The sequence below is a fragment of the Flavobacterium sp. W22_SRS_FP1 genome (assembly GCF_052113685.1).
GTDB lineage: Bacteria > Bacteroidota > Bacteroidia > Flavobacteriales > Flavobacteriaceae > Flavobacterium.
Genome location: NZ_JBGQOE010000008.1, coordinates 14,582 through 37,558, shown reverse-complemented (window position 1 = coordinate 37,558; position 22,977 = coordinate 14,582). Strand labels below are relative to the sequence as shown.

The following is a 22,977-nucleotide window of genomic DNA, read 5'->3' as shown; positions in this document are numbered from 1 at the left end:
TAAAAATCACAGATGGAATCTATTAGAAACATTGCAATTATTGCCCACGTCGATCACGGTAAAACAACTTTGGTTGATAAAATTATGTATCACTGTCAGTTATTTCGTGACAATCAAAACACAGGTGATCTAATTCTTGACAACAACGACTTAGAGCGTGAAAGAGGTATTACAATTACTTCAAAAAACGTTTCTGTAGTTTACAAAGGAACAAAAATCAACATTATTGATACCCCTGGTCACGCCGATTTCGGTGGAGAGGTAGAGCGTGTGTTGAACATGGCTGATGGAGTTTGTCTACTAGTAGATGCTTTTGAAGGGCCGATGCCACAGACGCGTTTTGTGTTACAAAAGGCTCTAGATCTTGGTTTGAAACCATGCGTTGTTATAAATAAAGTTGACAAAGAAAACTGTACTCCTGAAGAAGTTCATGAAAAAGTTTTTGACTTAATGTTCGAATTAGGAGCAGAAGAGTGGCAGTTAGATTTTCCAACTGTATACGGTTCAGCTAAAAACAACTGGATGTCTGATCATTGGGAAAACGTAACTGATAATGTTGAAGCATTATTAGATATGGTTATTGAAAATGTTCCAGCCCCAAAAGTTTCTGAAGGAACCCCACAGATGTTAATCACTTCGTTAGACTTCTCAGCGTTTACAGGTCGTATCGCTATTGGTCGTCTTGAGAGAGGTGTTTTAAGAGAAGGAATGCCAATTTCTTTGTGTAAAAGAGATGGTGTAATAATAAAATCACGTATTAAGGAATTACATACTTTTGAAGGCTTAGGTCGTAAAAAAGTTCAAGAAGTAATTGCTGGAGATATTTGTGCGATTGTTGGAGTAGAAGGTTTTGAAATTGGAGATACTATCGCCGATTTTGAAAATCCTGAAGCGTTACAAACAATTACTATTGATGAGCCAACAATGAGCATGTTGTTTACAATTAATGACTCTCCTTTCTTTGGTAAAGAGGGTAAATTTGTAACTTCACGTCATATTAGAGATCGTTTGACAAAAGAATTAGAGAAAAACTTAGCAATGAAATTGGGTGAAACTGATTCAGCTGATAAGTTTATGGTTTTTGGACGTGGTGTACTTCACTTGTCTGTTCTTATTGAAACTATGAGAAGAGAAGGATATGAATTACAAATCGGTCAACCACAAGTTATTATCAAAGAAATTGATGGTAAAAAGTGTGAACCAATAGAAGAGCTAACTATTGATTTACCAGAAAATCTTTCTGGTAGAGCGGTAGAGTTTGTTACTATCCGTAAAGGTGAAATGTTGAGTATGGAAGGTAAAGGTGAGCGTATGATCATAAAATTCAATATTCCATCTCGTGGAATCATCGGACTGCGTAATCAATTGCTTACAGCTACAGCTGGAGAGGCTATTATGTCTCACCGTTATATTGGATACGAGCCATTTAAAGGAGCAATTCCTGGACGTAACAATGGTTCTTTAATTTCTATGGAAAATGGAAAAGCAATTCCTTATTCTATCGATAAATTACAAGATCGTGGTAAGTTCTTCGTTAATCCTAATGATGAAATTTACGAAGGTCAAGTAATTGGAGAGAATTCTCGTAGCGATGATATGAGTGTAAACGTAACTAAAGCTAAGAAGCAGTCTAACGTTCGTTCTTCTGGAAATGATGAGAAGGCAAGGATTATTCCTCCGATTATTTTCTCATTAGAAGAGGCTTTAGAGTACATTCAAAAAGATGAATATGTTGAGGTTACACCGAAATCTATTCGTTTGAGAAAAATTTATTTGACAGAGACTGATAGAAAAAGATTTAAAATCTAATTTTATTTATACATAGTAAAAGCCATTCGAAAGAATGGCTTTTTTTATACCTTTATTTTTGAGTGTTTTACGTGGTTGGTTATAAAGCATTCTTTTTAATAATTTAGTTGTCGGTAAAAAAGCTAAAAAGCACGGGAAATAAGTGTTTTGTATATAACTATTATCTCTTTAAACTGAAGTGTCCCTTGGCTTCTCTACCGTCTTCTAACCTTACCGCATACCAATAATCATCAGCAACTAAAGGCTGGCCGTTGAAAGTACCATCCCAACCTTCACTGTTAGTGTCGATTTTAGTTATTAATTTCCCATATCTATCAAATATATAGACGACTGATTTTGAATTGAAGTTTGCATTAACGCCTTTTATATTCCAAAAATCATTAAAACCATCTCCATTTGGTGTAAAAAATTTCGGCGCTCCAAGTATCGCAATACTTTGGCTCGTAATGCCGCATCCATTTTCGTCGTTAACAAATACTTCGTGTATTCCTGCAGGAACATTGTCAAAAAAATTAGATGATTGGAAAGGTCCGTATGGATCGTCCAAACTATATTCATATTTACCAGAACCAGTAACATTTACAGTAACTGAATTTATATCTGTTAGATCAACAATGGTGATATCTGTAATGCGCGCCACGTCAGAAGCGGTTACTTTGATGGTTCGAATTCTACTGCAATCAGAAATGTTTTTTACATCAACAGTATATGTTCCTTCTGTGTTTACATCTAATTCGTAAGCAATTTGACTAGGCAAAACAATTCCGTCTTTAGACCATAAATAAGTATAATTGCTTGTAGGCGAGTTATCTTGAATTCCCGCATCTAGTTTTACAAAGAATGTAGGAAGATTGGAGCAAACTAATTCATCATCGTCACCATTTGCATTAATATTAATACGGGGCAACGGATTTACTATAAAGTTTAAAGTAGTCGTCGCGGGACAAGATGGATTTAATGGATTCGTTACTGTTACCAACACATTTTGAGTTTCTGTTGTAAAAGTTCCTGCTAAAGTTGCAAGTACAGTTCCGTTTTGTAAAGTATAAGTTACAATCATTCCTGTTTGTCCATTCAAAATTGTGTTTTGAAACGTTGACGTATCAAATGCCATCTTGCCATCTTGTACTAATGGATTTATCTCGTCATCACAAGTCGTTGTCAGCGCAGCTGGAACTGCGAATGCTTGCGGCAAATCATCAACAATAAACTGAATGGTTGTTTCATCAAAACAGCTTTGGGCTGTGTTGTTTATTACAACGGCTTTTATGGTTTGGGAAGAAGTTATGAAGGTTGATGGAAAAGGACTTGTTATCAAGACTCCATTAGCATCTTTCAACGGGTTGTTTGCCGCGTCATAATAAGTTACAGTGACCGGATAGGTTTGATTGCTTCCTAATAAAGTTGACTCTAAAGTGGTGGTATTGAAATTGAAAATACCATCTTGGTTGTCATCACATTGTCGTGGAATTGAAACGGGATTTGCAAAGGGTAGTTTTTCAACTGATAGTTTAATGAAGTCACCAAAGCCATCACCGCAATCAGAAGTTAAATTATTATTTACTCTTACCCAAATATTTTGAGAATTAGGGATGTCATTCCTGAAATTAGTATATTCACTAGGTTTAATGGCTAAAGAATTTCCAACAACGTCATTTTGGGCTAAAGCATCTGCTTTGTTTCTATAATATTTAAAGGTGTAATTTGATAATGGGGGAGGTAGTTGAGATTCTACGTCATTAATTGCATTGGTTAAATCAAAAGCTGATATTCCATCTCTTTTGTTTGTATTAGGGTCAGCTGTAGCTGTTCCATCTGCTGCTAAAGTGTCATCGCAAACAGGAGGAACTATATAGTTATAAGTTGGTGGAATTTTTGACGCTGCAACTGTTAATGTTAATTTGGCAATACTAAAACAACCAGTAATTTTATTTGCGACCCTTGCCCAAACATCCATTATTCCTTGGAGAGCTGGAAGGGGAGGATTTATATTTTCAAAAGCAAGTGGTGTTGAAATTTGATCAATTGATAAGGGATTATTTGCTTGAGCTTGTGAAGTGTAATATGTGAAATTTTCATTTATAAAATTGTTAGAAATCACATCGTTTTTCACTGTTAAATTGAAAAATGTTTTTAAATCTGAATCATCATCACATTGTATAATAGTTACAGGATTAACAACAGGTAAAGGATAAACTGTTAATGTGGTTTTTTCTGAAACCCAACCGCAAGAATTTCCCGTTTTGTTCAGTTGCACGCGATATTTGAAACCATCCATTGCATTGGTAACGCTTGTAATAGTCAAGGTGTTTGTTGTAGCATTTGAATACGGTGCAGTATTAGATATATCTGTCCAAGTTGTACCATCGGTAGATAATTGCCATTGGTAGCTATCACCATTAGCATCTATCGTGATTGTCGCATTTTTTGATTCACAAGTTGGCGGAGCATCAGGTTGTGTTGTTATTACGATAGGAGCCGAAATAGTGTAATTGAGATCAGGAATGGTATATGGTGCACCACTTACAAGTCCATTCGGGTCGACGCTTATGGGTAAATTTCCAAATTTTCCATCTCCATCAGGATCTGTAAATCCAGATTCTATAACATCGTTACACAAGTCGTTGTCACTATCTAAGTCGCGATAATTTCGTATTCCATCAGAATCGGTGTCAATTCCCGTTTCTACAGAATCCAGAATACCATCATTGTCACTGTCCAAGTCAAGATAGTCGGTGATACCGTCTCCATCCGTATCTACTGGCGTAAGTCCAGGTTCGAAAGCATTGTCAAGTCCGTCATTATTAGTGTCGGCATTTAATCTTGCTAAAACGATTGCTTGTGCTTCAATAGCATCTAAAATACCATCATTATCACTATCACTATCTAGTTGATCAGAAATTCCATCTCTGTCTGAGTCTTTAGGTATACAAACTGCAAAAAATTTAAATGATGATTTGTTTTTAGTATCATCGGATAGGTTTTTATGGGTAAAACGAATCGTATTGGTGAGATAGGTTAAAAATTTAAAAGTTCCTGTTCCTGCTGGTAATGATGTGGTACTTTTCAATCTGAAACGTATTTCAAAGGAAGAAAATTCAGTTACTCCACTCTCGTATATTCCGTCATAATTGGTGTCGATCAGTAATTGGTCATCTGGATTCAGGACAGTAATGGTTTTGTCTATATCAGAGTTTATGATGTATTCAGCGTTTGCATTCAAAAGATCTGAAGCACTGGCTGTTGTTGCGTATTCCACCGCTAAGCTTATAGGCTGTGCAAAAGTCATCTTATAAGTAACACTGTTGTCTTTTCCGGCAAGAATTTCAGTAACAAAACTACCGTCTAGACCTCCAGTAAATGTTCCAGTGGGTAAACCCGTGCCATTTGTTGATGTAAATCCGGTAAAAGAATTTGAATAAGTTCCAACGGCAACAGTTCCAACAGTAGAATTGGAAAGATCTATGTTTTGATTTCCATAGGATTCCGTGCAATTTGTAATCCCATCATTATCATTGTCAATGTCAATGTTGTCATTAGCCAAGTCGTTATCAATGTTCGTAGGACAATTGCTCACAGGTATTTTATCCGAGTAAAAGGAATCACAACCAGTGATGCTCCCTTTTACCTCATAGTAACCGGGTTGAGTTGGAATATATGAATTCGAATTCGAATTAGAAATAGGTTCACCGTTAAAAGACCATTCAAAAGTATCATAGGCAGTGATGGAACTGACCTTTAAAATGACATTAGGAATACAAGAGGAAGTTGTACCAATGCTTATTTCTGAAGTGATTTCTGGTTTTGTATCAAAACCGGAATAATATCCGCCATAGGTAGCAGCTCCATTGGAGCTATAAAAAGAAACATAAACCTGCTTGCTTGATTTCACGGCAATATTTCCCGTTGAAATTGGAATCGAATATCTTTCAAAAGTAGACTTTCCATCTACAGCAATAGGTAAAGTTGTAACAGGATCACCGTTTATTAATACAGTTGCTCCAGTTTCAGTTACGATATTTAAACTACCGTCAGTGTAATTTATATTTCCTATTTGTTCAATATATGGAATGTTGTCTACTGTATTAGGTGTGGCACAATTTAAGGGTGGCACAAAGAACATGTTTTGATTGGCCGGTGGAGAATAAACAGTGCTATTTCCACCAATACACTGGTAAGCAAAAACCTTTTCAGAGCTTGAAACATATAAATTTCCATTGCTAAATTGGCTTCCTTCAATCGCGACATAATCTCCCGCATTAATCAGAGTTATAAAAGGGTTAAAAATGTCATTTATTTTAATGATTGTATTAGGTTTGTGAGCAATCAAGATAACCCGCTCCAGTTCATCTGTACCCGCTCCTTTTACAAAGATGTATTCCGTACCCGTTTTTTCGAATGGAACAATTTGATCAAAACCTACATCTCTTCCTATTGGACCGACTATTCCTGGAGCGACATTACCGATAGCCGTACTATTGCTTCCGCAAAAGGAGCCCGAATTGACGACTACCGGTTTATCTGATTGGACCAAAGCTCCAATCATTTTAGAGCTATTAGAAGTCGATGTTGGATCGTTTTCAAGAGCTAAAACATAACTTTCATTTTTATTTAACGTTATTGAAATGGCCCCACTAATTATAGTACCGTTGCTAAGAACTGTACCGTCAGGAATGTTTGAAATAGTTATTGCGGTGTTATTTTCTGTTGAAAGAATAGAAGCAAAATTTAATAAAGAATTATCATAAAGGGGGTTTAGCATGGCACCTAGTCTAAAGACTTTTCCTAGAGCACTATTTCCTTTTGATACCAATCCTCCTGCATGATTATATGAGTTATTTAAAGTTGAAAATCCTGCATTAACACGTACACTGACATAAATTAAATCATCAGCTTCAATGATATATCCTTTGTTACTTACTTTACCTGTACTGGCTTTCGGAATAAATAATCGACTGTCATTCCCTTGTCCAATAGGATAAATTTCCGGCTTGCTATTAGTAACGACTCGTGTGATTGTGTTTCCTCCAATTTCAATAATTTTGACAATGACGTCCGCGTTGCTAGGTGTTGAAATATATATAAATTGATCTTCAGCTAGGTTGTTTTGTGCGGTTAAAGGAGGTATATAATGCGTTTTACTAAACTGTGCAAAACAGCTTATCGATAAAAAAGTAAAGAAAATAAGTATTGCATTTTTCATGGGCTAAAAGTAGGTAAATATCCCTTATCTTTTGAGAGTGAAGTGGCCTTTTATGATTTTACCACCTTCAAATTTTAAAGAAAACCAATAATCATCTGAGGGCAATGCAAACCCATTAAAAGAACCGTTCCATCCAAAAAGCGCAGGGTTGAATTGCTTTAATAATTTGCCATAGCGATCATAAATAGTAATAGTAGATTTAGGTAGCAATTCAAGGTTTTTTATATTCCAGGTATCATTATATCCGTCCCCATTTGGTGTAAAAAACCTCGGGTAATCGAGAATGGAAATAGAATAAGTCAGATAAGCACAAGTGTCAGCATTCCTAATGAATGCTGTGTAATTCCCAACTGCTAGATTAGTAAAGAAAGGGGAGAGCTGGTAGTTCTTTCCGTCTAATGAAAATTCGTAAGTTTCATTATCTGCTGGAGGTATCAACTGGATTGAATTATTATTACCAGAAAAATCATTTACAATGGGTCTTGTTGATGGTGTAGTAATCGATTCAAAAGTAGCTATAGTTTGCAAGTTTATTTCGGCAGTTTCAGTGCATCCATATGTTTCACTAGTCACTTTTACAAAAACGGTTTGGTCTGTTGGTGCTGTTTTTACAAATGATGTAGGGTTTGCAATAGGGTTTGATAAAACAGTTCTCGCCTGTGTTTCGTAATATTCGAAAGTAGTCAAGCTGGAATCCCCATTTTTAATGATGGTTTCCGTTTCTGTCAAATCAAAAGAAGGGTCGTCGTTATCATTACATTTTATAAGTTCAGCATTATTCAAAATTATCTGAGGTGCGTATTCTATTTTGATTTCGCCACTTACTGTGCAAGTTCCCGCCACAGGCACTTCCACTTTATAAATACCTTCTTTCTGTACAATCAAGGAAGAACCTATGTCGGGAAGAGTTGTCGTTCCGCTGGAATCAGTTCTGGTCCATTTGTGAGGGCCAGTTAGACTAGAGGAAAGCGTGATGGTTTCCCCAAAGCAAGCAGGGTTATTGGTATCGATTAATTTGTCTTGACCTAAATCAATTTTCGAAACAAAGCTGCCAGCTTTAATGAAGACCGCAGAATCGTAAAGTTCATTTTCAGCACCAAATTGCCCAGCATCTGCTATCACTAATTTTATATGATAAGACTTCCCTGCGAGAACGACTGTTTGCGCTGTCAGAACTGTGGTTTGGCCAGCGTAATTGATAGGGCTTGAATTTGTGGATGCTATGTTGGACTGCCCAAAATATTCTTCGTTAGCTGCAGGGCATCCTGCTATCGTGGTTCCGTCTGCCCTAGTAAAGTTAGGGATGAGGGGATGTACATTTTTAGATGAAACGGGGGTAATTGTGTTTGGGAGTACTGCCAAGTTTTTATAAGCTGCAGAACCACCATTTTCCTTAATCAAAAAAGCAAATCCATCGGAATATTGGCAAGGAAAGTAGTCTTGGTATTCATTAGAGGCAAAAATGTAATCAAAGCTGATGAAATTAGTTAAAGGGATAAAATCGAACTCTAAAACGGTAGCATTTTTTGAATTAATACCTAACACCTGATCCAAATCTGAATCCCCTAACCAAGAAGAATCTCCCTCACCTTCGCTTTTTACAAATGGACCTTCCGCATTTTTACCACTTCCTGTGCTTAACAAAACACCTTCCGAAAAGGGAAAACTACTTGTTCCAGCGCTGAAAGAGCCATAACTGTTTGTGGAGCCGGGAAAGGTATCGCCTTTCACTTCTTCTCCGGTAACATCTACACAAGAGCCGTTATTCGTTAATATACTTGCAAGATCTACTGCATTTTGCGCATCATCGACTATAACAAACTGAGCGGTTGCACTAACAGAGTAGCAACAGACAAAGATGTAGAATAAAATTATTTTTAATAGTTTCATAGACAAGTAAAGGTACTATAAATCCCTGTTTTTAAGTAATTTGTATGAGAATAACATGAATAGAAGAGACCATGCCACTACAATAAGTATTGATGAATAATGTACATTGAAGTCTTTTACGTCATCCACCCCTATTTGGGTTCCGATGGTTTTAATCAAGGATAATCTAGAAAAAGGTTCCGCTATTAAATTTGACATTGATTCTAGAGGAAAAAACTGTGTAATAGAATCGGCTATATTATTATCAGGAAAAATTTTAAAGTTTAAAATACCTTTTGCAATTCCTTCTATTATGTTCCAAACTAAAAGGAAGCCAAGGGCAAAAGCAGAACGTTTTACTAATATTCCTAAAAACAAGCAAAAAGAGAAAAAGCCAACTAACTTGATAAAAAAGGCTAAAAGGTACTCCATCTTGGAAAATACGATACTCATTTCAGTAGAGGAAGAAAAGCTATAGCCTAAAGTTAAACTCATTACGAAAACGAAAACGGTAGAGGCAAAAGCAAATGCGAGTACTGTCAAAAATTTAGATAGAATGAATTCTTTTTTGCTCATCCCATCAATCAAGTTTTGTTTTAGTGTGCCGTAGCTGTATTCATTTGCCATCATCGAAACAATAACAATAGCCAAAAAGAATTTCAACCAAGCTGCTATATAGGTATTAAAATGCCAAATAAAAGGAAAATTAAATACTCCCATTTCGGAAAGATGGAGTTTGAAAACACCTATGTTAAACGTTATTGATGCAATCAACGCAATAAATGAAAGTAAAATAAAATAAGTTAGTGTCAACACGCGACTTGCTTTATTCATCCAGATTTTTTGCAATTCTATAGAAAGTAATCTTTTCATTTTTGATGTAGGAGTTAGGATTTGTTAATTTACCGTGACTAAAAGTGATTAATTGTTGACTACTTTTTTGTCAATTCTAAAAATTGTTCCTCTAAACTGTGTTTGCGTTTTACTAAATGACTTAAATTAAGATTGTTTTCAAAAAGGAATTTATTCAAACTCGCCGCTTCTAATGGACTTTTTAAATAGACAAAAACCTTCTGTTCTTGCTGCTTTATACTTTCAACGGCAGGATGTGTTTTTAAAACTAGTATTAATTTTTCGGTATCATCCGCTTGTAGTTCAAAGAAGTCTTGATTTGCTGACATGCCGTCAACGGTACCTGAATATAAAACGGTACCTTTTCTTAAAACTAATACATGTGAACATACTTTCTCTACCTCGTCAAGGAGGTGCGAAGCTAGTAAAATAGTTGTTCCTTGAGCAGCGATTTGTTTAACTATGTCTCTGATTTGATGTATTCCCTGAGGGTCTAGACCATTGGTGGGTTCGTCCAGAATTAATATTTCAGGATCATTCAATAGGGCAGAGGCGATGGCAAGACGTTGTTTCATTCCCAAAGAAAAAGAGCTAAAATTGCTTTTTTTTCTTTCCTCTAGACCTACCAAATGAAGTTTTTCCTGAATTTTAGTATAACTAATATTCTTTATTTTACATACCAGCTTTAGGTTTTGCTCTGCGGTCATATAAGGGTAAAAATTGGGCCTTTCGATAATGGCTCCCACTTTCTGCAAAGCTTCGTGGGTTTGCATCTTACCTTCGAACCAACTGTATTCTCCCGAAGTTTTATTCACTACATTTAATACAATTCCCAATGTCGTGGACTTGCCGCTTCCATTAGGACCGAGAATGCCGTAAACATTACCTTTTTTTATTTCGAAAGAGACATTCCGTAAGGCTTGTAAACTGCCATAACGCTTGTTAAGGTTTTTAATTGAAAGTATGGTTTCCAAAATGTTCGATTTTTTGTGTTTTTTATAGAATCAACAAGATATGAATTTGTTCCTGATAATTGGAAATTAGTTTAATATTTCAGTTAATGCTTAAAGCGGTAATTTTCGGAATAATAGGTCGTGGGTTTGTCCCTCTGATGAAAAAAAAATTAAGTTGTTTGCTTTTAAGTCTAATTAGTGTGGAGAAGTTGGCGTTTAATTGCCATTGCATATAAATTGATGTAAATTTGCAGTAAAAATAAAACACGCATGAGCGACGACGAAGTTCTTTTTAAAAAACCTAGTTATCCAATCAATAATTCGCTTTCTGATTATTTAAAGCGATTTGACCGGATTTCTAAAGTGCCTATTTATTATGATGATCTGCTGCGTTTTTCGGGTTTTATAAATGTATACGATAAGCAAGAAGTTGATACATTATGGATACGTGTATATTACAATGAATTTGAAAGGCAGGAAATAGATTTGACGTTAAAGAAAATCTACTCTCTTTTGCACTCAGATGGAAATTTAGATATTATTAAATTTTTGAATGTAGATTCAATCGATTATTGCACTTTTGGAAATTCGAAGCCTTTTCGAATAAAAGTAAGAAACATCTTAAATGACAATTACACTCATTTTTATGTAAAGAAAGCAGATGCTTCCAGAGTTTATGGACTTGAATTAGAACATATCCTGTCTCCTGATAAAATAAATTTCTTAGTGTATGAAAACACTTTAGTAGAGGAGCATATAATGGGTATTCCTGGAGACGTTTTTATAAAAACACTCCTCAATGATTGTAGCGATACTGAAAAATCACAAATAGCAAAAGAATTTGTGAAGTTTAATGAGCGCTGTATGATTCGACTTCTAGGAGATATGAGATCTTATAATTATGTGATTGTTCCTATTCACGATTTTGATCAGGTGGTTTATAGGATTCGTCCGATTGATTTCGATCAGCAATGTTATGAAGGAAGCTTCAAGATATACCGCCCGCAGTTTTTTAAGGAGAATTACCCTATGGTGAAATTAGTTAAGGATAAATTGCAGGAAAGCTCAATAGAGCAATATAAAAATGAGGAGCGTGCAGTTCTGGCAAAAAGAATTTTATCTGCCGAAACTCGTATTAAAAGATTATTGAAGATTATGGGGCTGGACCTTATTGCGCCGGATGAGCATGTAGAACAATTAAAGTCGGACCTATATAAATACACAAACGATCTTAATTTTAAAAATGCTAAACGAATGGGAAATGTTTTAACTGCCGCTTTTAGATTCGTTACTAGGAACTTCAAAAACACCAATTTATTCAAACCAGGGTTTTAGATTAGAAAATATTCTTAATAGTAACTGTTTTTGGGATTTAATTACAGTCTCTGACTATTTCCTTTTTCTGTTTAATCTTCTGTTTCAGTAATAAAATTAAATGCGTTACTAATAGTAGGATCATCTTGTTTTATTTAGTCAACAGTAAAAGAAAAAGATAATAAGAAGCAGCATTTTAAAATTAAGAAAAACCTTGCAAATTATTTTATTGTCATATAAAAGTAATTAATCTGCGTGAGTCTTTTTTTGAAGAAAGTTCTTCAGAGTTTCATTTATTTCTTTTAGCTCTGGGCTAAGAAAAGTGATTCGCCCTTTTGCATCATTTGTTAATTCTAAACCACAATGTACACATTTATACTCTTTAATATGATTTGTAATAGTTCTGATCGTGTGTATTTTATGTCCAAAAAGAAGGCAAATAAAATTTCTGCAGATAAATTTTTCTTTGGTTGCGCTAGTTTTCATAAGGTGTTAGCTTTAAAGACGTTAAAGATATATTTTTTATCGATAAAATAGTCAATTTAATCGATAAAAAACATTTTATTTTATGTTACGCGAAAAAAAACTGACACAAAAAGAAAAAAAATTCTATTTTTTTTACGAATTAGGGTCAACTAGCAATAAAAAATCCCCAACTACAATTTGTAATTGGGGATTGCTATGATAAATGATGTAATTATCGTTATGATTTTTCTTCTTTATTGAAGTAAACTAAATAATAATACATTTGTTTTTCTTCGTCCCAACCTTTTTCAACATATTTCTCTGCGCTTTCAGGATTGATGAAATCCATTTTAATTTGGATTTGCGTATCTAAGTTGATTACGTTCTTTATTGATTTACGAGCATCTGTTACTGCAGCGTTTGCAATAGGAAAAGAGGTTACATCTTCGATACTATATTTTTCGCCTTTGTCAACCTTATAATTCTTGAATTCTGGAATTAAGTCTGGATTATCTAATACTTCGTTCAAAAAGTTAGTTTCTTCAAATTGATCATTTTTGGCAAAATAATTCACGGAGCGATTCATAAACATCACTTCTTCCTTTTTGTCCTCTGCTGGAAAAACAACGTCCTTAGCAAAATTTTGACAAAATTTTAAATATTTCTTTGTAATGAAATTTTCATCTTCAAATGCATCAACCGATAGAAAATGCTCTAGCCAATAGCGAGCATCGTATCGATTACTATCAACAGTCAGGATTTTATACCCTTCTTCTTTTTTATGATTGAAAATAATACAGCCTTTATCTAACTTACTCAAGTTAATTCCTTGCTGCAATATCATTTCAAGGTGTGTTCCTTTTTCTTCAAACTGTAAAAAATCAGCTTGTAATTCGCTTTTGAATATTCCAATGGCGTCCACAACGTTGTTATCAATATTTACATTAGTCAAATAGGTCACGTAAACTTCGCCATTCTTAATATGCGGATGGTTTGACTGCTCATATAAGTGTTGGGTTATTTTTTTTGATTCTTCATGCAGGTTGCTTGGATTCTCAAAAATTTCTGTCGCAAATTTGTACATGTCATTATAATCCAAATCTACTTCGTGAGCAAACTGAAAATAGTTTTCTTCTTTTTCTCGAAAGGGTTTTAGAAAAAATTCTTTGATGAGCGGTACTATTTCATCTTGAAGACTAAAAGGCTGTTCTGACAAGAAAATAGCTTCATTGCGACTTTTATTTCCTACTCGGTGGATAGAAAGAGTCTCTATATGTGTGTTAAAAAGGTTTATCATTTTTTTTGTTTATGTTAGATGAAAAAGCCAAGATAAAGGACTTTGCTGAGGTCATTGATCTTGGCTCTTTATTCTTAGTTTTTAGCTGTTTTAGTTCCAATTTTCTTCAAACCCAAAGTCTTCAAAGCTGTCGTCTCCCTCAAACATGTCAAGGTCGTCTTCATCTAGTCCGTCTTCATACTCGTTAGCAAAATCATTAGCATTCTCAGCTTCAAAGTTTTTTTCTTCAGATTCGTCTGGCATTTCTCCGTGAGAGAATAAGGTTTCCGGATAGGTGTTTCCTGCAACTTGTTCCTCTACGGAAGCTAGCTCAACAAGGAATGTCCACATGTTTATGAAATCATAAACATAGATTATTTTTGTATTCTTGTCATCTAAAAGATCTGAGAGTTTATAATCGCTCATTATTTTTTGTTCACCAAGAACGTCTCCAGTATCAAATAAGGAGATTTCATCTTCTTGATTCCAAGTCTCGTCACAGGTATAGAATGAAGCTACCTCCATACCATCAAAACCAAAGGAATTGAAGATCGCGTTGTGTAAATCTTCTAGAGAGTCATCAGCAAGTATTGCTATGTCTCTGAATATATCTTCCTCTGCATCTAATATTACCCTGAATTTGTAAACCATAATCTTTTATTTTAATGAAAGTTCAAAGGTAAAATTTAATTTTAGATTTCAGATTTCAGAAAGATTATTTGTTGAGAATATTTTTGCTTATAACGGATCATATTGGACTAGTAAATCTTCAGGATCAAAAAAAAGTAAAAAACACTTTCTTTAATTCTGATTTTCGAGGAGAAACCCTATGTCATTAATTTTAAGGATCTTAATTTATTGATTTTTAAGTGATTTATGTATTTTTTTCCTGATTTTATGGTATTTTTTATGGTTGGGATAATACCTGTCAGCTGTCATATTGTTGAAAATCAAAGCTACTACAAGAAGAATCATTACGCCGCTTAGTACGGGCATAATGACATACCAATAACCTAGATTTTTTATCTCTGCAGAGCCAGTGACAGCTATCAGTGCGGTGGCTCCTCCTGGAGGATGTAGAGTTTTTGTCAATTGCATCAAAACAATAGAAATTGAAACGGAAAGAGTCGCCGTTAGCCAGAAGATATCTGGAACATATTTAGCGATAGTTACACCTACAATTGCTGATAGAACGTGGCCTCCAACTAAATTCCGAGGCTGAGCTAAAGGACTTTGAATTACGCCGTAAACTAGCACGCTTGATGCACCAAATGAGCCTATAAGATATACTGCGTCAGAATGTGGTAGCGTTTTTGACTGCAGGTAGGCAATAATTCCAATACCTATAAATGAACCTAAAAAAGCCCAAAAATGCTCTTTAAAGTCGATGAGGGTTTCTTTATAAAGGACGTACCGAGTTTTGCGATACTGTTTTCTAATATTTGTAATAGGCATAAGGTCTTGATTTTCATTTACTGTAAACGATCCAGTGGATTTATTTTTCGTAAAATTCTATTGGTAAATCATCGGGATCTGCAATAAAGAAAAATCTTTTGTCTGTAAATTCATCTATTCTAATTTCTTCTGATGTAATGTTATTTTGAACTAAATAATCACGTGTTTGCTCAATATCATTTACTTCAAAAGCTAAATGACGTAAACCACAAGATTCCGGACGTGAAGCTCTTTTTGGGGGATTAGGAAAAGAAAAAAGCTCTACAATATATTCGCTATTTAACGCTAAATCTAGTTTATAGGAATTCCGTTCTTCTCGATAAATTTCTTGTATTGCTTTTAGTCCTAAAAGTTCAGTGTAAAAAAGTTTTGACTTTTGATAATCAGAACAGATAATAGCAATGTGATGAACTTTATTTAGATGTAACATAGTATTCGTGAATTAGTTTTAAGATTTGTATTATTGATTTAATTTCCGGATCACTTTTGCCGGATTTCCAACTGCTAATGAATTATCAGGAATATCTTTGGTAACCACAGAACCTGCACCAATCACGCATCCTTTGCCTATTGTAATTCCTGGACAAATGACCGAGTTTCCACCTATCCAGCAATCGTCACCAATAGTTATTGGTAAAGCACTCTCAAGTGTTTTTCTTAATTCGGCTTCTAGTGGGTGAGTGGCGGTGTACAATTGAACGTTTGGTGCAAAAAACACATTTGAACCAATGTTGACTTTTGCGCAGTCTAAAACTACGCAGTTTACATTGAAATAAACGTTTTCGCCACAACTGATATTATAACCATAGTCACAGAAAAATGGGGGCTCAATATAAAGATTTGCTCCTGCATTAGGGATCAGTTCTTTTATTATTTCACGTGCTTTTTTAGTGATTCTATATTCGTTTACATTCAGCCGATGGAGTAGGTTTTTAGATTTTCGTCGGTCTTTTACTAAAACAGGATCTCCAGCCAAATAATATTCTCCATCTATCATTTTTTCTTTTTCTGTTTTCATATGTTGCATGTTGTTCTTGGTAAATATATGAGAAAATAAAAAGCATAGCAACCTAATATCAAAGAACTGAAACGTGGTCATTCCTTTTTGTATTTTAGTAAGTCTTTATTAGAACAATTTCCTGCACTTAATTGTTTTGATTTTCCAATAATAAATATTTTGAATGGGTCTTTTTAGACATTCAATTGTCCGATGGTTTGCCCTTTTGGGTATTCGAAAAAGTAGAAATTAAGAGTGCAATTATCTTCATTTTGGCATATGATGAACATGCTTTGAGAGCATTTAAATTGAACAGTATTGACTATATTTTGAAACCAATTGACGAAGATGATTTAGAGGCTGCCGTACAGAAATTCCAGACTCGCATTCCAAAGGAAGATTCACTTAAAATGAACTTTGAGGAGATTAGGAAAATGCTTTTTAATCCATTTGATAAAAATCATAAAAAGAGATTCACCGTTAGAATAGGTCAACATTTGAAAGTGATTTTAGTTGAAGAAATTAAATGTTTTTTCAGTGAAAATAAGGGTACGTATATCCGTACTTTTGGCAATAGAAATTATCTTATCGAATCGTCTTTAGAGCTTTTAGAACAGGAACTGGAGCCAAAATAATTTTACCGAATAAGCAGAGAATTTATCATTCCGTTGAAAGCGACTAAGGAAATTGTAATTTATAGTAGCTCGCGTTTAAAGATTGTTTTACTCTCTTCTATTTACGATTATGTTGTTCTGATTCGGGAAAAAGTAACTGATTTTAAAAACTCGACAGGCTAGTTTTTAACTTAAAGCTGTTAGCGATGTTGTTTTATTTAAATAATTGGTAAATAGCATTTTAAATTGTCGCTATAGATTATTTCTATATCGCATTTAGGCTTTTAAAAACCGTTTTCGTATTGCTATTAAGATAAAGATGAATACAGAATAAGCTATAAAAAACACAGGGATGTATTCTAGGAAATCCAGAGCTATCATCAACGCAATTAGTAATAATTGAAATCCCAGTCCATACAAAGAAACGAAGGTCATAAACCAATTGGGAAAAGTTTTTCGCTTGTAGGCATCGCTATCTAGAGCATGAATTATTTTGTCGAAACCTCCGTAAACTATTGTATAAATCAGGTGTAAAATTGTTACTGATTTTTGACTTTCTCCTGGCAATGCCTTAGGTGTTTTATCCTCGAAAATTTTACTCGTTTTATCACCGCCTATTGATCTGTTCCTTAAAATAACGTAGTAGTAATTGTATAGTGTCCCTTGTAACTGAATGCAGAAAAAGGCAATTAATGTAATCCAAAAAGGAGTCTTTGAGACGTAACAAATGGCAGATAAAAACAAAAAGTTTAGTATAATATCAAAGACGCTATCTAGATATCTTCCTGTATAAGAAGGCGTTTTTTTTAGTCTTGCGAGTTCCCCATCAGCGGCATCAATAATTGACTTTAGAATAATAAAAAGACCGGCCAAGTAGTACTGACTTTCTAAGATAAAATAGATAGCAATTAGTCCGCAAATGCCAAAAAGCAGGGTGACATGTATGGGTGTAAATTGAGTGTTTTTTAAACGATTTGCAAGTAGGTTTCCAGGTGTTCTTCCGTAATCTGATAGATCGAAAAACTTATCCTTAGGAGCAAGTTTAGACATTTAACGTTTGAAAAGTAGTAAGACAATATAGTCAGAGGCCAAAGATACTCTTAATATTGAGTAGTATTTGAATAAACATTTGTTTAGTTTTTGTTAAATAAACTAAACTTTAATTATACCGCTTGATCTAACTAGGTTAAATGAGATCGATTCTTGGTTGTAAAATTGTTTGATTCGAAATAGCCGGAGCTGTTAAAAAAGGAAAACCTTAGGACTATAGTGCATAATGAATACAGAACGGAGAAGACTTTAGTTGTTGCCATTATTTTCGATCCTGTATTTCTTTCACGTGGAGTTTAAATTAACCGGTACCGATTAAAAAAGATTTAGGTTTGTCGAAACAATTTATTTATTACCCTATAGGGCGTATCTTCTTAACTTAATGATTGTAGAAATTATTAAATTTAGTTTTAGAAGTCGAGATATGTTTCATATAAAAAGGTATCCTGAAGAGCTTTTTGTGTCCAAAGCAATTCAAACTATATTAATTATAATTTGAATTGCATATGAGTCTACATCTGTAGACAAGGGCTAGTTTAATGCAGGTCTACCTAATTACTTGATTTTTTTATCTGTTAGGCAATGGTGACTACATATTAATGTAAATACCTTTTATTTTGCGTCAATGGTTTCTAAATACAAATACGTTTGTGCTCCAAAAAGTAAAGTAGCAAGTATGAGGTGCAGTGGTTGGGAGGCAAAAGGAAAGTCAAAATAATACATTGCCATTCCAGAAAGGATTTCAATACCTATTAACGACATAACCCAGTTTATCTTATTAAACCCTAGTTTTAAATTTCTGTTTTTCAGTAACAAAAATAAATTTAAACCTAGAATTAGAAGTGACGAAGAGCGGTGTACGTAGAAAATTAAGCTTGGGTTTTCTAAGACTAGTGCCATCTGGTCATATCCTAGTAATTTTACTTGATAGTCAACGTACTGACGTACTTGCGTACCTAAAACAATTTGGACAAAAGTCAAAATCAATGTTAGTAGAACAACTTTTTTGAAAACAGGATTCTTTTTAAAAGAATTAACTTTCCCTTTTGCTTTTTTAATCAAATAAATTAATAGCGCTACAATTACTAGTGCTACAATCATGTGGATGGTTATTTTTACTGGATTTAGTACCGAATATACTACTCTGGCGCCAAGCCAACCTTGGAATCCGATTAATATAACGGAGGCCCATGAAAGTAGCGTTATTTTTTTGTCTGATTTCCAATAGCCTATAGAAAAAACAGCCATCAAAAAAATGGCAATACCTGACAAAGCTCCTACTAAGCGGTTGATGTACTCAATCCAAGTTTCTGTGGCGTTGAAGAGAGCATAATCATGCTTGGTGTAAAGTCTCCATTGCTGCTGATCAAAGGTGTTTTGAGTTTTGAAATTTCCATTTGCAACCCATAGTTTATCATCTTTTATTATGACTTGTCCTTCCTCGAATTCTCGATTAGGGGTCCATGTGAGTTCCTTGATGTCTGTAGGTGGAATGTAATAGCCAAAGCACTTTGGCCAGTCAGGACAGCCCATTCCGGACCCGGTCATGCGAACTAAAGCACCTGCTATGATTACTAAATAAACAAGAACTAATGTTGTTTTAGCTGCGGAAGTAAAATATTTTTTCATGTATAAAGTCAATTAGACTGCTATTGCAAATTTATTGTAAAATAGATATCAAATAGAAAAACAAAAGTTAATCTTAACTTTTATGTGATTTTTATCAATCCTATTTTTGAGGCTCTTTTTAACATGAATTCATAAGCTGCTTGATATTCGTTTGGAATTTCGCCCTCTAATATGGCTTCTTTGATAGCTTCTTTGAGCATACCTATTTCTTTTGAAGGTTTAAGATTGAAAAGCTCCATAATTTCTTCACCAGTTATTGGCGGTTGAAAATTACGAACTTGATCGCGTTCTTCTACTTCCACAATTTTTTTGCGGACGATTTCGAAATTACTATGGTATTTTTTGAACTTGCCAGGGTTTTTAGTAGTGATGTCTGCTTCGCAAAGCGTCATTAAATTTTCCACATCTTCGCCCGCATCAAAAACCAAGCGCCGAACTGCCGAGTCGGTCACGGTTTCTTGTGACAGAACAATAGGACGGGAACTCATCATGACCATTTTCTGAACAAATTTCATTTTTTGGTTTAAAGGCATGTGCAAGCGCTCAAAGATTTTTTTGACCATCTTACCTCCTAAGAACTCATGTCCGTGAAAAGTCCATCCCTGTTTCTTATTGAAACGTTTAGTTGGTGCCTTCCCGATATCATGTAATAAAGCGGCCCATCTAAGCCATACATCGTCGGTATTTGGGCAAATATTGTCTACGACTTCCAGCGTGTGGTAAAAGTTGTTTTTGTGGGTTTGACCTTCGATTTCTTCTACTTGATTTAAGGCGGTCAATTCAGGTAAAAGAATGTCAAGAAGTCCTGTTTTATATAATAATAAGAACCCGACAGAAGGTTTGTCTGTTGAAAGGATTTTGTTTATTTCGTCTACAATTCGCTCCCCGGAAATGATTTTAATTCGTTCCGCATTTTTCGTGATGGATTCCAATGAATTCTTCTCGATTTCAAAGTTCAACTGATTGGCAAAACGAATGGCTCGCATCATGCGCAACGGATCATCGGAGTAGGTGATATTTGGGTCAAGAGGTGTTTTTAATACTTTGTTCTCCATGTCTTTCAGACCGTCAAATGGATCTAGAAGTTCTCCGAAAGTCTCTGAATTCAAAGATAAAGCCAAAGCGTTAATAGTAAAATCTCTTCGGTTTTGGTCGTCCTCGAGTGTGCCATTTTCTACAACCGGATTACGGCTGTCAAAATGATAAGATTCTTTTCTAGCACCGACAAACTCGATTTCGGTATCCTCAAAACGCAACATGGCTGTCCCATAGGTCTTGAAAACTTGTACTTTTGGTTTTTTAGGAAGTAATGTCGAAACTTTTAACGCTAGCTCAATACCACTACCAACGGCGACAATGTCGATATCTTTTTTAAAATCCCGTTTTAATATCAAATCTCTCACAAATCCACCAATTACATAACTTTTGATATTAAGTTCTTGGGAGGCTTGAGAAATGACTTGAAAAATTTTATTGTTTAAGGCTTTTGTATAATTCATAATTTTTTACCGCAAATTCGCAAATTAATTTTTTGAACTTATGATGCGTTTGTATTCTAAAGATATTAGGTTGAAATTAACAAGTATTGCTAATTTATTTTTTGATACTTTTAAATAGTTTAAACATTGATTAAAATGACTATTATTGAAGCATTCTACAGTTTTTATTTCAAGAATTATTTTTCCGTAAACGACAAAATCAGCATAAAACTTATGGTTTAAAATAGTGTCTTTATAGCTTACAGAAAATTCCTTTTCTCGATTGTATGGAATGTTTTGTTGTTGGAATTCATATTCGATAGCATCTTTATAGACAATTTCTGAAAATCCTTTTCCGAAATTCTTATGAACTTCGAACAGAATACCCACTAGTTTGTAATTTTCTTCTTTATAAATATATTCTTCCATCTAAGTAAAAAAATTATAATTTGCGAATTTGCGGTAAGATTTTACTTTCTAATTATTTTCACCTGGGCATCATTCGACAATTTTATGATTGTAGATGGTTTTCCGGCAATTTTATCGCGTTGCAAATTTACAACATAGTCTACACCTTTGATAATCTCGGGGCTGATTTCTTTAAAACTTTTTGGAGATGGGTGGCCTGAAATATTTGCTGAAGTAGAAACTAATGGTTTTTTCATCTTTTCCATTAATTTGAAACAGAAAGGCTCTTTCACAATCCTGATTCCCAAAGTATTATCGGATGCTATAAGGTTTTTAGCTACATTTCGTGGTTGGTCGAGAATTATAGTTGTTGGATTTTCGGATAAATCGATAATTTGCCATGCCACCTCAGGAATTTCCTTAAAAACATTATACATCATTCTTTCTCCATTCATCAAAACAATCATGCTTTGGCTTTCGGCTCTGAGCTTCAGCTTATAAATTTTGTCTACGGCCTCAGCATTGGTTGCGTCACAGCCAATTCCCCAAACAGTGTCTGTTGGGTAAAGAATTATTCCGCCTTCTTTTATAATTTCGTATGCTTTGTGAACTTCTTCGTTAAGATTTTCCATTTTTTATAATTAAAATACAAGTGACAAGTTTATATTTGCAAAGAAACGAATAATTATTTTGAAAGTAGTATGTGCATGCACTTCTAACTTCGAATCTGGTGTTGAGATTGCTAAGTATTCAGTGAATAGCTGATCTGCAAAAGTGCGGAGGTAAATATTGTTTTAGAATGTTAAATCGCCTAGTTTTAAATAAAGCGCGTGTAAAAAAAACGTGAAAATTTAGATAGACAGTAAAGAATTAATGAAAGAATCATTAGTAACCTCTTTTTATAATTGGACAGATTCACTTGAATTGGTTATCAACAGAATTATGATACAATCTATTGTGAATAAACAATGTATAATAGCAGATGATGATGCAACTGGCGAAACAAAATTACTTATTGGATAGTTTAAATAAAAAACAAGTATCTCTATTTATCATATTTGTCAGTAAATTTTGTGCTGTAGAAAAATGAAGATTCTAAATAGGGCTATTGTTCAAGGTACAACGGATTATATAATTAAGATTGCTGGCGAATGTATTGTGCATAAGTATTGTAGTAAAGATGATTTAAAAGCGGTAGAAAAAGCAGTTAATCTATATGGATTAAGAATTAATTTTTTGCCTGAATTTTTTGCAAATGAAATTAAAAACAGATCGCGAAGTTTGCACATTCCCTTTTTGGTGCAATGATTTTATTGCGATTAATTTATAGAATGAAAATTTTGAATGTTGGGGAAGAGAGTTCGAACTTAGCAATTCATCCTAGAAACAATGGAATTATCGTTAATCAATTGTGCTTTAACGGAATTGTAGATCATAATGTAAATTCTAAGCGAGATTTTGAATTGAATAATCAAATTCGAGATAAAATTATCGCGGAAAGAATTGTTGTGGGTTGCAATGGGATTAATAAATGTTCAAAGTAAATAATTTCAAAATCAATCAGTTTCCGTGAAAACAAAAAACTTCATCATTACGGAAAAAATA

The 22,977-nt window shown here is 34.3% G+C and carries 20 protein-coding genes; 5 read left to right on the top strand and 15 right to left on the bottom strand.

The window, feature by feature from the left end; translation table 11 throughout:
- The first annotated feature begins 12 nt into the window (after positions 1-12).
- Positions 13-1,809: a translational GTPase TypA gene (gene typA, locus ACEN2H_RS06450; protein ID WP_441731507.1), complete on the top strand. Its 1,797-nt coding sequence runs from the start codon at positions 13-15 to the stop codon at positions 1,807-1,809.
- Between the two features lie 160 nt (positions 1,810-1,969).
- Here typA and ACEN2H_RS06445 read toward each other — a convergent pair whose 3' ends face one another.
- Genes ACEN2H_RS06445 through ACEN2H_RS06430 form a run of 4 tightly spaced genes read right to left on the bottom strand, consistent with a single transcriptional unit; the run spans position 1,970 to position 10,707 of the window.
- The gene (locus ACEN2H_RS06445) at positions 1,970-7,012 is read right to left on the bottom strand and encodes a T9SS type B sorting domain-containing protein (RefSeq protein ID WP_441731506.1); all 5,043 of its coding nucleotides are present in this window, start codon (positions 7,010-7,012) and stop codon (positions 1,970-1,972) included.
- Positions 7,013-7,036: 24 nt separating this feature from the next.
- The gene (locus tag ACEN2H_RS06440; protein ID WP_441731505.1) at positions 7,037-8,902 is read right to left on the bottom strand and encodes a choice-of-anchor L domain-containing protein; all 1,866 of its coding nucleotides are present in this window, start codon (positions 8,900-8,902) and stop codon (positions 7,037-7,039) included.
- Between the two features lie 15 nt (positions 8,903-8,917).
- Entirely contained in the window at positions 8,918-9,754 is an 837-nt protein-coding gene (locus ACEN2H_RS06435) for an ABC transporter permease (RefSeq protein ID WP_441731504.1), read from the bottom strand.
- A 59-nt stretch (positions 9,755-9,813) separates the two neighbouring features.
- The gene (locus ACEN2H_RS06430; RefSeq protein WP_441731503.1) at positions 9,814-10,707 is read right to left on the bottom strand and encodes an ABC transporter ATP-binding protein; all 894 of its coding nucleotides are present in this window, start codon (positions 10,705-10,707) and stop codon (positions 9,814-9,816) included.
- Between the two features lie 249 nt (positions 10,708-10,956).
- On the opposite strand from ACEN2H_RS06430, the gene ACEN2H_RS06425 reads away from it, so the two are divergent.
- Positions 10,957-12,021, top strand: a complete 1,065-nt coding sequence (locus tag ACEN2H_RS06425) for a hypothetical protein (protein WP_441731502.1) — start codon at positions 10,957-10,959, stop codon at positions 12,019-12,021.
- Between the two features lie 225 nt (positions 12,022-12,246).
- On the opposite strand, the gene ACEN2H_RS06420 is transcribed toward ACEN2H_RS06425, so the two are convergent.
- The 6 genes from ACEN2H_RS06420 to ACEN2H_RS06395 form a co-directional block, all read right to left on the bottom strand.
- On the bottom strand, positions 12,247-12,486 hold the full coding sequence (locus ACEN2H_RS06420; RefSeq protein ID WP_441731501.1) for a hypothetical protein: 240 nt from the start codon (positions 12,484-12,486) through the stop codon (positions 12,247-12,249).
- Between the two features lie 217 nt (positions 12,487-12,703).
- The gene (locus ACEN2H_RS06415; RefSeq protein ID WP_441731500.1) at positions 12,704-13,762 is read right to left on the bottom strand and encodes a nucleoid-associated protein; all 1,059 of its coding nucleotides are present in this window, start codon (positions 13,760-13,762) and stop codon (positions 12,704-12,706) included.
- A gap of 90 nt (positions 13,763-13,852) precedes the next feature.
- On the bottom strand, positions 13,853-14,392 hold the full coding sequence (locus ACEN2H_RS06410) for an IS1096 element passenger TnpR family protein (protein ID WP_441731499.1): 540 nt from the start codon (positions 14,390-14,392) through the stop codon (positions 13,853-13,855).
- 204 nt (positions 14,393-14,596) lie between these two features.
- Positions 14,597-15,196, bottom strand: a complete 600-nt coding sequence (locus ACEN2H_RS06405; RefSeq protein WP_441731498.1) for an HPP family protein — start codon at positions 15,194-15,196, stop codon at positions 14,597-14,599.
- Positions 15,197-15,236: 40 nt separating this feature from the next.
- The gene (gene gloA2 / locus ACEN2H_RS06400; RefSeq protein WP_441731497.1) at positions 15,237-15,626 is read right to left on the bottom strand and encodes an SMU1112c/YaeR family gloxylase I-like metalloprotein; all 390 of its coding nucleotides are present in this window, start codon (positions 15,624-15,626) and stop codon (positions 15,237-15,239) included.
- A gap of 30 nt (positions 15,627-15,656) precedes the next feature.
- The gene (locus ACEN2H_RS06395) at positions 15,657-16,214 is read right to left on the bottom strand and encodes a sugar O-acetyltransferase (RefSeq protein ID WP_441731496.1); all 558 of its coding nucleotides are present in this window, start codon (positions 16,212-16,214) and stop codon (positions 15,657-15,659) included.
- Positions 16,215-16,411: 197 nt separating this feature from the next.
- Between ACEN2H_RS06395 and ACEN2H_RS06390 the strand changes: the two genes are divergently transcribed.
- The gene (locus tag ACEN2H_RS06390; protein ID WP_441731495.1) at positions 16,412-16,828 is read left to right on the top strand and encodes a LytR/AlgR family response regulator transcription factor; all 417 of its coding nucleotides are present in this window, start codon (positions 16,412-16,414) and stop codon (positions 16,826-16,828) included.
- A 255-nt stretch (positions 16,829-17,083) separates the two neighbouring features.
- Here the strand turns inward: ACEN2H_RS06390 and ACEN2H_RS06385 are convergent, their stop codons facing one another.
- From ACEN2H_RS06385 to ACEN2H_RS06365, 5 genes are all read right to left on the bottom strand, one after another.
- Positions 17,084-17,857 (bottom strand): CDP-alcohol phosphatidyltransferase family protein, encoded by a 774-nt coding sequence (locus tag ACEN2H_RS06385; RefSeq protein ID WP_441731494.1) that lies wholly within the window; start codon positions 17,855-17,857, stop codon positions 17,084-17,086.
- 612 nt (positions 17,858-18,469) lie between these two features.
- Positions 18,470-19,486 (bottom strand): COX15/CtaA family protein, encoded by a 1,017-nt coding sequence (locus ACEN2H_RS06380; RefSeq protein WP_441731493.1) that lies wholly within the window; start codon positions 19,484-19,486, stop codon positions 18,470-18,472.
- Positions 19,487-19,566: 80 nt separating this feature from the next.
- Positions 19,567-20,985, bottom strand: coding sequence for a CCA tRNA nucleotidyltransferase (locus tag ACEN2H_RS06375; protein ID WP_441731492.1), 1,419 nt, complete (start codon positions 20,983-20,985; stop codon positions 19,567-19,569).
- 24 nt (positions 20,986-21,009) lie between these two features.
- Positions 21,010-21,393, bottom strand: a complete 384-nt coding sequence (locus ACEN2H_RS06370) for a GxxExxY protein (RefSeq protein WP_441731491.1) — start codon at positions 21,391-21,393, stop codon at positions 21,010-21,012.
- A 41-nt stretch (positions 21,394-21,434) separates the two neighbouring features.
- A complete protein-coding gene (locus ACEN2H_RS06365; RefSeq protein ID WP_441731490.1) occupies positions 21,435-22,004 on the bottom strand; it encodes an L-threonylcarbamoyladenylate synthase in 570 nt (189 codons plus the stop codon).
- A gap of 454 nt (positions 22,005-22,458) precedes the next feature.
- On the opposite strand from ACEN2H_RS06365, the gene ACEN2H_RS06360 reads away from it, so the two are divergent.
- Together ACEN2H_RS06360 and ACEN2H_RS06355 are read left to right on the top strand one after the other, a co-directional pair.
- Complete coding sequence (locus tag ACEN2H_RS06360) at positions 22,459-22,680, top strand: hypothetical protein (RefSeq protein ID WP_441731489.1); 222 nt, start codon at positions 22,459-22,461, stop codon at positions 22,678-22,680.
- A 23-nt stretch (positions 22,681-22,703) separates the two neighbouring features.
- Positions 22,704-22,916 (top strand): hypothetical protein, encoded by a 213-nt coding sequence (locus tag ACEN2H_RS06355; RefSeq protein WP_441731488.1) that lies wholly within the window; start codon positions 22,704-22,706, stop codon positions 22,914-22,916.
- Positions 22,917-22,977 lie beyond the last annotated feature (61 nt).